Origin of the sequence: Mesorhizobium sp. M0778 (assembly GCF_040320105.1) — a bacterium.
Classification (GTDB): Bacteria; Pseudomonadota; Alphaproteobacteria; order Rhizobiales; family Rhizobiaceae; genus Mesorhizobium.
Genome location: NZ_JAMYPA010000009.1, coordinates 35,829 through 49,022, shown reverse-complemented (window position 1 = coordinate 49,022; position 13,194 = coordinate 35,829). Strand labels below are relative to the sequence as shown.

The 13,194-nt window shown below is 62.3% G+C and carries 15 protein-coding genes; 10 read left to right on the top strand and 5 right to left on the bottom strand.

The features are described 5' to 3' along the window. Positions 1–23 precede the first annotated feature (23 nt). Together NKI22_RS14780 and NKI22_RS14775 are read right to left on the bottom strand one after the other, a co-directional pair. Entirely contained in the window at positions 24–338 is a 315-nt protein-coding gene (locus NKI22_RS14780; protein ID WP_023719180.1) for a hypothetical protein, read from the bottom strand. A 145-nt stretch (positions 339–483) separates the two neighbouring features. Further along, entirely contained in the window at positions 484–1,377 is an 894-nt protein-coding gene (locus tag NKI22_RS14775) for a branched-chain amino acid aminotransferase (RefSeq protein WP_352815417.1), read from the bottom strand. A 249-nt stretch (positions 1,378–1,626) separates the two neighbouring features. On the opposite strand from NKI22_RS14775, the gene NKI22_RS14770 reads away from it, so the two are divergent. The 4 genes from NKI22_RS14770 to NKI22_RS14755 all read left to right on the top strand — a co-directional run bounded on the left by NKI22_RS14770 (position 1,627) and on the right by NKI22_RS14755 (position 5,554). Then, the gene (locus NKI22_RS14770) at positions 1,627–2,154 is read left to right on the top strand and encodes a MarR family winged helix-turn-helix transcriptional regulator (RefSeq protein WP_352483087.1); all 528 of its coding nucleotides are present in this window, start codon (positions 1,627–1,629) and stop codon (positions 2,152–2,154) included. Next, positions 2,141–2,860, top strand: coding sequence for a response regulator (locus tag NKI22_RS14765; protein ID WP_023719183.1), 720 nt, complete (start codon positions 2,141–2,143; stop codon positions 2,858–2,860). The genes NKI22_RS14770 and NKI22_RS14765 overlap by 14 nt, the downstream gene beginning before the upstream one ends. Before the next feature lie 51 nt (positions 2,861–2,911). Continuing rightward, complete coding sequence (locus NKI22_RS14760) at positions 2,912–4,327, top strand: ATP-binding protein (RefSeq protein WP_023719184.1); 1,416 nt, start codon at positions 2,912–2,914, stop codon at positions 4,325–4,327. A gap of 204 nt (positions 4,328–4,531) precedes the next feature. Continuing rightward, positions 4,532–5,554: a glycosyltransferase family 4 protein gene (locus NKI22_RS14755; protein WP_023719185.1), complete on the top strand. Its 1,023-nt coding sequence runs from the start codon at positions 4,532–4,534 to the stop codon at positions 5,552–5,554. An 11-nt stretch (positions 5,555–5,565) separates the two neighbouring features. Here NKI22_RS14755 and NKI22_RS14750 read toward each other — a convergent pair whose 3' ends face one another. The 3 genes from NKI22_RS14750 to NKI22_RS14740 all read right to left on the bottom strand — a co-directional run bounded on the left by NKI22_RS14750 (position 5,566) and on the right by NKI22_RS14740 (position 7,064). Then, a complete protein-coding gene (locus NKI22_RS14750) occupies positions 5,566–5,925 on the bottom strand; it encodes a tRNA-binding protein (RefSeq protein ID WP_352483084.1) in 360 nt (119 codons plus the stop codon). A gap of 6 nt (positions 5,926–5,931) precedes the next feature. Next, positions 5,932–6,432 (bottom strand): type III secretion system chaperone family protein, encoded by a 501-nt coding sequence (locus tag NKI22_RS14745; RefSeq protein WP_023678420.1) that lies wholly within the window; start codon positions 6,430–6,432, stop codon positions 5,932–5,934. A 329-nt stretch (positions 6,433–6,761) separates the two neighbouring features. Next, a complete protein-coding gene (locus NKI22_RS14740; RefSeq protein WP_023719187.1) occupies positions 6,762–7,064 on the bottom strand; it encodes an accessory factor UbiK family protein in 303 nt (100 codons plus the stop codon). A gap of 130 nt (positions 7,065–7,194) precedes the next feature. Between NKI22_RS14740 and lgt the strand changes: the two genes are divergently transcribed. From lgt to NKI22_RS14710, 6 genes are all read left to right on the top strand, one after another. After that, on the top strand, positions 7,195–8,046 hold the full coding sequence (lgt, locus tag NKI22_RS14735) for a prolipoprotein diacylglyceryl transferase (RefSeq protein WP_352483082.1): 852 nt from the start codon (positions 7,195–7,197) through the stop codon (positions 8,044–8,046). Further along, the gene (locus tag NKI22_RS14730; RefSeq protein ID WP_352815415.1) at positions 8,043–9,131 is read left to right on the top strand and encodes a class I SAM-dependent methyltransferase; all 1,089 of its coding nucleotides are present in this window, start codon (positions 8,043–8,045) and stop codon (positions 9,129–9,131) included. Before lgt ends, NKI22_RS14730 begins: the two co-directional genes overlap by 4 nt. A gap of 169 nt (positions 9,132–9,300) precedes the next feature. Then, the gene (gene pgeF, locus NKI22_RS14725; protein WP_352640780.1) at positions 9,301–10,089 is read left to right on the top strand and encodes a peptidoglycan editing factor PgeF; all 789 of its coding nucleotides are present in this window, start codon (positions 9,301–9,303) and stop codon (positions 10,087–10,089) included. Next, positions 10,089–11,240: a M24 family metallopeptidase gene (locus NKI22_RS14720; RefSeq protein WP_023678425.1), complete on the top strand. Its 1,152-nt coding sequence runs from the start codon at positions 10,089–10,091 to the stop codon at positions 11,238–11,240. The genes pgeF and NKI22_RS14720 overlap by 1 nt, the downstream gene beginning before the upstream one ends. Positions 11,241–11,294: 54 nt before the next feature. Then, positions 11,295–11,915, top strand: coding sequence for a hypothetical protein (locus tag NKI22_RS14715; RefSeq protein ID WP_352591747.1), 621 nt, complete (start codon positions 11,295–11,297; stop codon positions 11,913–11,915). Between the two features lie 253 nt (positions 11,916–12,168). After that, on the top strand, positions 12,169–13,104 hold the full coding sequence (locus NKI22_RS14710; RefSeq protein WP_023678427.1) for a ribose-phosphate pyrophosphokinase: 936 nt from the start codon (positions 12,169–12,171) through the stop codon (positions 13,102–13,104). Positions 13,105–13,194: the final 90 nt, after the last annotated feature.

Here is a 13,194-nt window from a genome sequence, read left to right as displayed (position 1 = left end):
GAAAAGCCTGAAACGTCGAAAGCTTATTTCTTCATCGCGTTCATGACCGCACCGATGATGCCGGTCAGGATGGCGCCGCCGCCGGCACCGCCAACGATGTTGGGAATGTTCAACGCGCTGCCGGCCCCTGCCGCCGTGGCGGCTGCTGCCGGATCGACCGCCCCACCGCCCAGCAGGCTGCTGAGGATGGCCGCCCCGCCGACGCCGCCAACAGCGCCGCCCAGGATTTTGGGAAGCTGACCCATCGCCGCCGTCTTGATAGCCGCGCCCACCGCCTGACCACCGATGATACCCGTAATCACCTGAATAATGATCGGAAGAAGCGTGTTCATATCCATATTTCCAATCCCTCCATAGCTGCCAGCCTCCCGGGCCGACGCCATCATGAGACGCCGAATTGGACGAAAGTCAAATGCGCAAACGCTTAAATAAAAGGGGCGGCCCGAAAACCGCCCCTACTTGATAAAAAAGCTGTGACTTTCGTTATTCTGCAGCAATCGCGTGGTTGGGTTGAACGGCTGCAGAATAGTCATTCATCAGCGTCTTGGCGATCTCACCGACCTCGAATCGGTACGGGCCGATCTCCGAAACCGGCGTCACCTCGGCCGCTGTCCCGGTGAGGAAGCACTGCTGGAAGCCTTCAAGCTCTTCCGGCATGATGGCGCGCTCGATCACCTCCAAACCGCGGTCCTTGGCAAGGCCGATGACCGTGCGGCGGGTGATGCCGTCGAGGAAGCAATCGGGCTTGGGCGTATGGATCTTGCCGTCCTTGACGAAGAAGATGTTGGCGCCTGTCGCTTCCGCCACCTGGCCACGCCAGTCGAGCATCATGGCGTCGGCATAGCCCTTGGCCTCGGCGGCATGCTTGGATATGGTGCAGATCATGTAGAGGCCGGCCGCCTTCGATTTCGACGGTGCGGTGCGCGGGTCGGGGCGGCGCCATTCGGCCATGTCGAGGCGGATGCCCTTCAGCTTCTGCGCCGGGTCGAAATAACTCGGCCACTGCCAGATGGCGATGGCGCAGTTGATCCGGCTGTTCTGCGCCGAAACGCCCATTTGTTCGCTGCCGCGCCACGCGATCGGCCGGACATAGGCGTCCTGGAAACCTTGCTTCTTCAACAGCGTGCGGCAGGCGTCGTCGATCATGGCGACCGAGTAGGGTATCTTGAAGCCAAGCAGGCGCGCCGACTCATGCAGGCGTTCGGTGTGGTCGGTCAGCTTGAAAATTTCGCCGCCATAGGCGCGCTCGCCCTCGAATACCGCGCTGGCGTAGTGCAGCCCGTGGGTCAAGACGTGGATCTTGGCGGCGGCCCATTTGACGAATTCGCCGTTCATCCAGATAAAGCCGTCCAGTTGGTCGAAGGGAACGGATGCCATGGTAACCTCCCGCGGGCGGCAGCCCGCACATCATTGTGTCGTTGCGTGTTTCGCCTCGGCCGCCGCGGGCGGCCATTGTCTCAAAGCGTAGGCGGATATTTAAGGTCTGGCAAACTCAGGAAGTTCCGGAAAAAAGGGCTTCGTTTGCCTTTTCGTTCGCAATCCGCCGAAAAGCTTGCCAAAAATTACCATCGCGCGGAAAATACGTCAATAGTGCTGACATAATTTCCTGCTTCACACGGAGAAAAGATGACGAGCCACGCAGCCGCAGAGCCGATCAGGACGGCGATCACCGACGAGGATGGCATCGATTTCGCCATCATCGAGTTGTTGTTCTTCGCCTATCGCGACTTTACCTCCGATCCGGACCAGATCCTGGCCGACTACGGTTTTGGCCGTGCTCATCACCGGGTTCTGCATTTTGTCAATCGCCGGCCCGGCCTGACGGTCGCCGAGCTCCTCGACGTGCTCAAGATCACCAAGCAGAGCCTGGCGCGCGTGCTCAAGCAACTGATCGACACCGACCATATCGTGCAATTGCAGGGCCCTCGCGACCGCCGCCAGCGCGAGCTTTATCCGACGGCCAAGGGCCGTGCGCTGGCGCTGGCACTGGCGCGGCCACAGTCGCGCCGCATCCATGCTGCATTGGAGGATTCCGGAGCCACCGAACGCGCCGTTATCGAACGGTTCCTTGAGGCAATGGTCAATCCGGAACTAAGGGCGCAGATCGACATTGTGCCCGCAAAGATGTCAGGGAAAAGCCATGGAGACCATTGAGAGGGTTGATCATCCGACAGCACCGGAAGACGACGCGCCGCATCTGCTGGTGGTCGACGACGACACCCGAATCCGCAATCTTCTGAAACAGTATCTGACCGAAAACGGTTTTCGCGTCACCGTTGCCGGAAATTCCGGCGAGGCGCGGCGCAAGCTCACCGGCCTCGATTTCGATCTGATCGTGCTCGACGTCATGATGCCGGGTGAAAGCGGCGTCGATCTCACCAAGGCGCTGCGGGCGGAAAAAAACGTACCGATCCTGATGCTCACCGCACTGTCCGAAACCGACAGCCGGATCACCGGGCTCGAGGCCGGCGCCGACGACTATCTGCCAAAACCGTTCGACCCGCGCGAGCTGATCCTGCGCATCAACAATATCTTGCGCCGCGGCGGCCCCGCGACGACGCCCAAGGTCGAACAGCTGGTCTTCGGCCCCTATACCTTCCAGATCGCCAGGCGTGAGCTGAAGCGCGGCGGCGAGGCGCTCAAGCTGACGGACCGCGAGCAGGAAATCCTGGCGATCTTCGCTGCGCGTGCCGGCGAAACGATACCGCGGCATGAGCTTGTCGGCGACGAGTCCGAGGTCGGCGAGCGCACGATCGACGTCCAGATCAACCGGCTGCGCCGCAAGATCGAACGCGATCCGTCCAATCCGGTCTGGCTGCAGACCGTGCGCGGTATTGGGTATCGGCTCAGCGTGGAATAGAATGCCGCCGACAGCGGTCCTTTGCTGGGCCGCCGGTGAGCGAAAAGACGAATGGCGACCACGCAACTCGAACGGCCGGAAGATGGCGGCTTGAGCGCCCGCGCGACGCGGGCGCTGAAGGCCGTGCCGCGCGCTTGGAACCGTTTCTGGCGCCTGGTGTCGCTTTACATGCCGAAGCGGCTCTATGCCCGCTCGCTGATCATCGTCATCGCGCCAATGATCATGCTGCAGTCGGTCGTCGCCTTTGTCTTCATGGAGCGCCATTGGCAGACCGTGACGCAGCGCCTGTCGCAGGCCACGGTGCGCGACATCGCCGCCATCATCGATCTGATAGAGACCTATCCGCACGACGCCGACTACGCCAACGTCATCCGCATCGCCCAGGATCGCATGCAGTTGAAGGTCGACCTCCTGCCGCCCGACCCACTGCCGCCACCCGGGCCAAAGCCGTTCTTCTCGATCCTCGACGAGATCCTTTCGTCCGAGATCACCCGCCAGATCAACCGTCCGTTCTGGATCGATACGGTCGGCAATTCCAATATCGTCGAGGTCCGCGTCCAGCTTGAGAACAAGGTGCTGCGCGTCTTCGTGCGCCGCAGCCAAGCCTATGCGTCGAATACCCATATTTTCCTGATCTGGATGGTCGGTACCTCACTGGTGCTGCTGATGATCGCCATTCCCTTCCTGCGCAACCAGATCCGGCCGATTCTGACGCTGGCCGAGGCGGCCGAGAGCTTCGGCAAAGGCCGGCCGATGCCGCGCGATTTTCGCCCGCGCGGTGCCGAAGAAGTCCGCCGCGCCGGCTTTGCCTTCATCCAGATGCGCGAACGCATCGAACGCCAGCTCGAGCAGCGCACCGCCATGCTGAGCGGCGTCAGTCACGATCTGAGGACCATCCTCACCCGCTTCAAGCTGCAATTGGCGCTGGCCGGGACCAAGGCGGCCGACACGCAGGCACTCGACCAGGACATCGACGACATGCAGTCGATGCTGGAAGGCTACCTTGCCTTTGCACGTGGCGAAGCATCGGAAGACGCCGGCCGGTTCGACCTCGAAGCCTTCTTCGACAAGCTTCGCGAGGAAGCCGCGCTGCGCAAGCGCAAGCTGTCGACCGTGCTTGCCGGCGATCCGCATGTCCATGTGCGCCCCAATGCCTTTGCCCGGCTGCTGTCCAACGTCGTCGGCAATGCATTCCGCTATGCCAAGACGGTGGAGATCAATGCCAATCATGGACGCGGTTCGCTGCTCGTCACTATCGACGATGACGGTCCGGGCATTCCGCCCGAAAAGCGGGAGGATGTATTCAAGCCTTTCGTGCGGTTGGACGAGGCCCGCAACCTCGACGCCAGCGGCACCGGCCTTGGCCTTTCCATCGCACGCGACATTGCCCGCAGCCATGGCGGCGACATCGTCCTCGAACGCAGCCCGCTCGGCGGCCTGCGGGCGGTGATCAAGGTTCCGGCTTGACGGGAGCGAGGCCGGCCTTCATCCGCCCGTCATGAAACCATGGTGAAGAGCGCCAATGAAGCGCGCGATCCTGATTGATTCGGCCCTGCGGCCTCATTTCGACCCCGCGCCTGCCCGGGTGCGCTGGTGCGAGGCCAGAGCGGCGGCGTGGTCGCCGTTCAGGCATCGCGGCAAAGCAATCAAGCTCTCCGCCAAGGGACCGCCATGCGCATCCTGATGGTCACCGATGCCTGGCGCCCGCAAGTCAACGGCGTCGTCCACACGCTGGAGCGCCTCTCGGAGACTTTGAAATCCTTCGATGTCGAGACGGACTTCCTGACGCCGAACATCTTTCGCACCCTGCCTCTGCCGACCTATCCCGACATCAGGCTGGCGCTGACGACGCCGCACCGCGTGGCGCAGCTGATCGAGGCACGCAAGGCGGATCACATCCATATCGTCACCGAAGGACCGCTCGGCATTATGGCGCGGCGCTACTGCCGCAACGCCGGCCGTCCGTTCACGACCAGCTATCACACACGTTTTCCGGAATATCTGAGCGCGCGTCTGCCGGTGCCAGAAGCATGGGCCTATCGCTGGCTGCGCGATTTCCATAATTCAGGACAGGGCACGCTGGTCGCCACCCAGTCGCTTGCCGACGATCTTGCGGCACGCGGCTTCACCAAGCTTCGGCCATGGACGCGTGGCGTCGATACCGATCATTTTCGGCCGGATAAAAGAAAGGACCTGGGGCTTCCGGGACCGATCTTCCTCTGCGTCGGCCGCGTCGCGATCGAGAAGAACCTGCCGGCTTTCCTCGACCTGGACCTGCCCGGCAGCAAGGTGGTTGTCGGCGAAGGGCCGGAATTGGCGAAGCTGAAGGCCAGATATCCCGATACCCATTTTCTCGGCCATCGCCCGAACGACGAACTGGCCGAGATCTACGCCTCGGCCGACGTCTTCGTCTTCCCCAGCCGCACCGACACATTCGGCAACGTCATTATCGAGTCGTTGGCCAGCGGCACGCCTGTCGCAGCCTATCCCGTCACCGGGCCGATCGATATTGTGGGCGACGGCATAGGCGGCGCAGTCTCGCAAGAGCTGAGGCAAGCAGCGCTCGCCGCGCTTCTCGTCGACCGCACCGAGGCGCGGCAACGTGCTATGCGCTACAGCTGGAAGGCCTGTGCAGAAATGTTCATGGAAACGGTCGAAGGAGCACTGGGTACCACGCGAAAACTGGCCGCCTGAGCAAACCGCAGTTAGAATAACCTGCCGCCGTCCGGCACCTTGTGCTCGATCGCGCCGAGGACGACGGCGCCCTCTTCATCGGGAAAACCGAGCGTCAGCACTTCCGACATGAATGGCCCGATTTGACGCGGCGGGAAATTGACCACCGCGAACACCTGCCGGCCGATCAGGCTTTCAGGTGTATAGTATTTCGTGATCTGGGCCGAGGATTTCTTCACCCCGATCACGGGACCGAAATCGATTTTCAACTTGATCGCCGGCTTGCGCGCCTCGGGAAAAGGCTCGGCCTCGACGATCGTGCCGGCGCGGATGTCGACGCGGTCGAAATCGGCGAAGCTGATCTCGGTTTTTCTCGCGTTGCTCGAACCCATCGACGGTCAGGCGTTTCCGTAGGTTTCGAACAGCACGCCGGCCAGCGCGTCCTTGGCCGAAGTCCCCGACCAGACGACGAACTGGAAGGCCTGAAAATAGCATTCGCAGGCTTCCAGCGCCGACGACAGCAGCACCTCGACCTGCTGGCTCGACGGCTCAACCCCACCGGCCAGCAGCAGCGACTGGCGGAACATGATGGCGCCTTCCTGCTCCCAGAGGTCGAAATGCCCAAACAGCATCTGTTCGTTGATCAGCGAAAGCAGCCGCATCACCTCGAGCGCGCGCGCCTCAGGCACCTTGATGTCGAAAGCGCAGGCCAGGTGCAGCGCCTCGTAGTCCTCCATCCAGGAGAATGAAACGTGGTAGTCGGTCCAGCTTCCGGCGACCGAGATCGAGATCTCGTCATCGCCGGCCCGCTCGAAGGACCAATCGTTGTTGTGCGCCACCTGCTCGATAACATCCACCGGATGGATTTCGCGGGAGAATTCGAGTTCGAGAAGTTCCATGAAATGCTTCCTGTCGTTCTGGGAGCGCCACCACACGCTCCGCGGGAGAGGCACACTCGAACAATTCTGCCTAGAACTCGGACGGCCAGGACTTCGTCAACGCAAAGACCCCGGACCGGACCCCACCGCCCGGCGCATGACCCTGCTCCGAATCATGCAACAAATTCAGTCTATTGATCGGGAGTCGCGTGACCAGCCCAATTTTTCGCACTGCGTCATTCGCATGTGGAAAGGCGCTGTCGGAAAGATCCACGCAGTACCGGTAAGCGATTCACGACAAAGCGCTTTTTGCGATCCGGCTTTGTGGAAAAGTTTAACGAATATTTTTATTATTTTTTTGCACGCGGCTTTGCCGAAGCCGCAGGCGCTGCCTGACCGGTCATTTCGGCAAGCTTGGCCTCGAGCGCTTCGATGCGAGCAGCGAGGCGGGTGTTTTCTTCCCTGGCCTTCGCCGCCATGTCGCGAGCGGCCTCGAATTCCTCGCGCTGCACGACGTCCATGGAGTTGAGTATCCGCTCGGCCTGGCCCCTGAAGGCGGTCTCCACCTCGCGCCGCACGCCTTGCGCGGCACCGGCTGCGTCGGTCATCAGCTTGGCGAATTCATCGAGAATGCGGTTCGGTCCGGTCGCCATGGCAAATCCTCGCTTGGTCGAATTGACGTAGTGGCGCACGATGCGGAATGCAAGCATATGCTCGCCTTGACCCTGCCAAAACCCTGCCGCATGGTCCGCGCCCGAACCTGACCGGAACCGGGAGACCCTGTTGAGCGAATATTTGCTGCCGCTGGCTGCCCTGCCCTTCCCCAACATCGATCCGGTCATCGTCCGGATCGGACCGCTGGCGGTGCATTGGTACGGCGTCGGCTACATCGTCGGCATCCTGTTCGCCTGGTGGTATGCCAAGCGCCTCGTCACCAACCCGAAACTCTGGCCCGACGGCACCCTGCCGATGAAGCCCGTGGATCTCGACGACTTCATCGTCTGGGCGGCCATCGGCGTGGTGCTCGGCGGACGCACCGGCTACGTGTTGTTCTACGACCTGCCGCGTTACATCGCCAATCCGCTCGATGTCGTCGCCGTCTGGCAGGGCGGCATGTCGTTTCATGGCGGCCTGCTCGGCGTCATTCTCGCCATGACGCTGTTTTCCCGGGCGCGTGGCATCCGCACATGGTCGCTGTTCGACGTTGTTGCCGCCGGCGTGCCGGTGGGGCTTGGCCTCGTTCGCCTGGCAAACTTCATCAATTCCGAACTATGGGGCCGACCGACCGACGTTCCATGGGCATTCGAATTCCCCAATGGCGGCCCATTTGCACGCCATCCGAGCCAGATCTACGAGGCGCTGCTCGAAGGGCTGGTGTTGTTCCTTGTCCTGCGCTTTCTCACTCATTCGCGGCTCAAGCTGAAGACGCCGCGCTTCGTCGGCGGCGCCTTCATTGCCGGCTATGGCGCCTCGCGCGTCTTCGTCGAATTCTTCCGCGAGCCCGACCAGCAGCTCGGCTATCTCCTTGGCACGAGCTGGCTCACCATGGGCATGGTGCTGTCGCTGCCGATGGTGCTGGCCGGCATCTGGGCGATGGCTACAGCCAAGCCGGTGACAAAACCGCAGCCCGCATGACGCCGCTGAAGACACGCATCGCCGAGCTGATCGGTGCGGTGGGACCGATCCCCATCAGCGAATACATGGCGCTCTGCCTGTTCGATCCGCAGGACGGCTATTATACGACACGCGAGCCGTTCGGCGCCGCCGGCGACTTCGTCACCGCGCCGGAGATCAGCCAGATGTTTGGCGAGATGGTCGCCGTCTGGCTCTACCAGGCATGGCTGGCGATCGGCCGGCCGACGCCGGTCGCCATCGCCGAAATAGGCCCCGGCCGCGGCACGCTGATGAGAGATATGCTGCGCACGCTTTCGCGGCTCGATCCGACGCTTACCGCCAGCGCATCATTCGCCTTGATCGAGACCAGTCCGCGGTTGACCGAGGTCCAGAAACGGACGCTTGCCGGGACGTCGGCCACCATCGCCTGGAATGAAACCATCGACACACTACCGCAGGGGCAGCTTCTGATTGTTGGCAACGAGCTGTTTGACGCGGTGCCTATTCGCCAGTTCGTCCGCGCCGGAGCCGGCTGGCGCGAACGGATGATCGGTCTCGACGATGCGAACCGGCTGCGCTTTTTCGTCGGCGCCGGCTCGCTCGATCCGATGCTGCTGCCGGAGGGTGCCGAGAATGCGCCGCAAGGTGCGATCGTCGAGGTGGCGCCGGCCCGCGCCGCTCTGATGGCGGCCATCGCCGGGCGACTTGCCGGATTTGGCGGCGCCGGCCTGTTTCTCGACTACGGTCACCTCCAGCCCGGCATCGGCGACACCTTGCAGGCCTTGCGCAAGCACGATCATGAGGACGTGCTGGCCAATCCGGGGGAGGCCGATCTCACCGCCCATGTCGATTTCGCTGCCCTCGCGGCAACCGTTCGGGCACACAGCCTCGATGCCCACCTCTCCACGCAAGGTGAATTCCTGCTCAAAATGGGGCTTCTCGAACGAGCTGGCCGGCTCGGCGCCAATGCCGATCAGGCAGCTCGTGAAAAGATCGCGGCCGACGTCGAGCGCCTCGCCGGTCAGCAGGCCATGGGCGAGCTCTTCAAGGTGCTTGCCATCCTTCCTTCCGGCATTGCCGTTCCGCCGTTCGCAAGCGCGGATTGACTTTTCGCTGTCGCCTCTACCACTCTCCCCTCTCCGGCTGCGCCCGACATCAACTGCACTCGCCTTCAACTGCGCCCGCCTTCAACTCGCCTACCTTCAACTTGCCTACCTTCAACTCGCCGCCTTCAACGCGCTTGACGAAATCGCCCATACGGACAACAAAGCCGCCATGCTGAATCAGACCAAACCGGATCCCGTTCGGTCGCCCTTGCTGGAAACGGTGCAAGGCATCCGCCACGGCTACTTCACACGCGTCGGCGGCATTTCCAGCGGCATCTACCGGGGCCTCAACATCGGCACCGGATCGAGCGACGCCCAGACGCTGGTGCGCGAGAATCGCCGCCGCGTCGCCGAATGGATGGGCGTGGCGGCAAGCCATCTGCTGACTGCTCATCAGGTTCATTCGCCGGACGTCGTCATCGCCAGGGAACCTTTTGCCGGCGAGCGTCCCAAGGCCGACGCCATCGTCACCGACCGGCCGGGCATTGCCATCGGGGCCTCGACCGCCGATTGCGGACCGGTCCTCTTCGCTGACGCCGAGGCGTGCATTATCGGAGCCGCCCATGCCGGCTGGAAAGGCGCTTTCACGGGAGTGCTGGAAAACACCATCGCGGCAATGGAAAGCCTCGGCGCCCGGCGTGACCGCATCGTCGCAGTGCTCGGTCCTTCCATCGGCCCACAGAATTACGAAGTCGGACCGGAATTCGTCGCCCGCTTCGTCGACGCCGATGCCGGTAATGCCCGCTATTTCGCGCCCTCCGCAAATGCCGGACACGCGATGTTCGATCTCAACCGCTACACGGTCGACCGGCTGACCAAGGCTGGCGTCAATGCCGAAGGGCTCGGCCGCTGCACCTATGCCGAGGAAGAGCTTTTCTACTCCTATCGGCGCAGCACGCATCGCAACGAGCCCGACTACGGACGGCAGGTTTCGGCAATCGTTTTGGAGACTGACTGATGGCGCTGCATTTCGAACGCTCGGAATTCGACGCGCGGCGCGATCGACTGATGATCGAGATCGCCGAAAAGAAGCTCGACGCCGTCCTGCTGTTTGCGCAGGAAAGCATGTATTGGCTAACCGGCTACGACACGTTCGGCTTCTGCTTTTTCCAGTGCCTGGTGGTCAAGGCCGACGGCTCGATGGTACTGCTGACGCGTTCGGCCGATTTGCGCCAGGCACGCCACACCTCGATCATCGACAACATCGTTTTGTGGACGGATCGCAACGGCGCCAATCCGGCGGTCGACCTGCGCAATTTGCTCAACGAGCTTGACCTGCTCGGCGCCCGCATCGGCGTCGAATACGACACCCACGGCCTGACGGCATATAATGGCCGGCGCCTCGACGAGCAGTTGCAGACCTTCGGGCAGATCGCAGATGCCTCTGGCATTGTCAGCCGGCTGCGGCTGTTCAAGAGCCCGGCCGAAATCGCCAAGGCGGAAAAAGCCGCAAATCTGGCCGACGACGCGCTGGACGCAGCACTGCCGCTGATCAAGCAGGGCGGCGATGAGGCGCTGATCCTCGCCGCCATGCAAGGCGCGATCTTTGCCGGCGGCGGCGATTATCCGGCCAACGAGTTCATCATCGGCTCGGGCGTCGACGCCCTGCTCTGCCGCTACAAGGCCGGTCGCCGCAAGCTCACCAAGAACGACCAGCTGACACTCGAATGGGCCGGTGTCTTCCATCACTACCATGCGGCAATGATGCGCACGGTGTTGACCGGCAAGGTATCGAAACGCCACCAGGAATTGTTCGATGCCGCCCGCGCCGCGCTACTTGCAGTCGAGAAGGCGATGACACCTGGTAATACGTTCGGCGACGTGTTCGACGCCCATGCCCGCACGCTCGAAGCCCACAATTTGACCAAGCACCGGCTCAATGCCTGCGGTTATTCGCTCGGCGCCCGCTTCACCCCGTCCTGGATGGATATGCCGATGTTCTATCAGGGTAATCCCGAACCGATTGCGCCGAACATGACGCTGTTCGCCCATATGATCATCATGGACTCCGAAACCGAAACGGCGATGACCCTTGGCCGCACCTACCTGACGACCGAATCCCAGCCGAAGCCGCTGTCCCGCCATGATCTCGACTTGATCGTGCAGTGAATCCATAATGGAAAAAGTGTGAGGGGCGTTCGTCGCCAAGGAGTTTTCAGGCTAATGAGACGATCGCATGTGACGACCGTGTCATTGCTCGCGGCGCTGGCGCTGGCGGCTTGCACCAATGCGAAGGACGTTCTCGAACCCTCGGCCATCGCCCCGCAATCGACCCAATCCCTGCCCGGAGCCGGCGGCGCCGCAACGCCCCCCTCAACTGCGGCGCCGTCTTCCGGCACCGCGCCAACTGCAGATACAGCGCAGCCTCCGGCGGCAGCAGCCGTGCCGCCCGCCAAAAGCGCCGCTGCCATTGCGCGAACCCGGCTGCAGGTGGCGCCGATCGTCGGCGCCTCGGTAGAAGCCGCGACACCGCTGACCGCCGAGCTTCAGACACGCGCCAGGCAGCGTGGCATCACCTTGGCCGGCAGCACCGACCAGACCCCAACGCACGTGCTCAAGGGCTATTTCTCGACCATGACGGAAGGCAAGGACACCACCGTCATCTATGTCTGGGACATCTATGACCCGGCCGGCAACCGGCTGCATCGCATCAACGGCCAGCAGAAGGCGCCCTCCGTCGGTGGCGGCGAAGGCTGGGCGGCGGTCGCGCCGGCGACCATGCAGGCGATTGCCGACCAGACAATCGACCAGTTCGCCACCTGGCTTGGCGGCGGCGCCGGCTGACCTGGAGCATGATTCCGAAAAGTGGAATCCGGTTTTCGGAAAAGAGCATGCTCAGACTGAAAGATAGAAGCTATCCCGATTCTGTCGGCATCGAAGTGGACCTATCGCCGCATCGTCAAGCCGTAAGCGATTATTGAGATTAGCCGGCGGATTCCCATTCACGACGCTTGCAATACCGGCGCGGGCCGCTAAAAGCCCGACTAAGAGGCTGGAGTGCTATCGGAGTCTCTCAATCCTTCGCCAGGAACGGTGCATGAAGCTCTTCGCGGGCAATTCCAACAGGGTGCTGGCCGAATCAGTCGCCCGCTACCTCAACATTCCGCTGGGCAAGGCCAGCGTCAGGCGCTTCGCTGACCAGGAAATCTTCGTCGAGATCCAGGAGAACGTGCGAGGCGAGGACGTCTTCATCCTGCAGTCCACCTCGTTCCCGACCAACGATCATCTGATGGAACTGCTCATCATGATCGACGCCTTCATGCGCTCCTCGGCCAAGCGTATCACTGCGGTTATTCCTTATTTCGGCTATGCCAGGCAGGACCGCCGCGCCTCCGGCCGCACACCGATCTCGGCCAAGCTGGTAGCCAACATGATCACGCGGGCGGGCGTCAACCGGGTGCTGACGCTGGATCTGCATGCCGGGCAAATTCAGGGCTTCTTCGACATCCCGACCGACAATCTGTTTTCCGTGCCGGTGATGGCGCGTGACGTGAAGGCGAAATACAAGCAGCTCGCCAATGTCATGGTGGTGTCGCCGGATGTCGGCGGCGTGGTCCGCGCCCGTGCCCTCGCCAAGCGCATCGATGCCCAGTTGGCCATCGTCGACAAGCGTCGCGAGCGCCCCGGCGAATCGGAAGTCATGAACGTCATCGGTGACGTGCGCGGCAAGGATTGCCTGTTGATCGACGACATCATTGATTCGGGCGGCACGCTATGCAATGCGGCCGATGCGCTGCTTGCCGACGGCGCCACCAGTGTCACCGCCTATACTACCCATGGCGTTTTGTCCGGCGGCGCCATCGCCCGCATCGGCGCCTCGAAACTGCAGGAACTGGTCATCACCGATTCCATCCAGCCGACCCAGGCAGTGCTGGACGCCGCCAATATCCGCGTCATCTCCATCGCCGAACTGATGGGCGAGGCGATCTCCCGCACGGCAACCGAGGAATCGGTGTCGAGCCTGTTCGATTAATACATGTCGCGCAAAAGTGAGCAGCGGTTTTGCGACAACGACATGCATAAAACAAGACCCTAAAGCGCGTCGCATGAGACCGGTCGAACG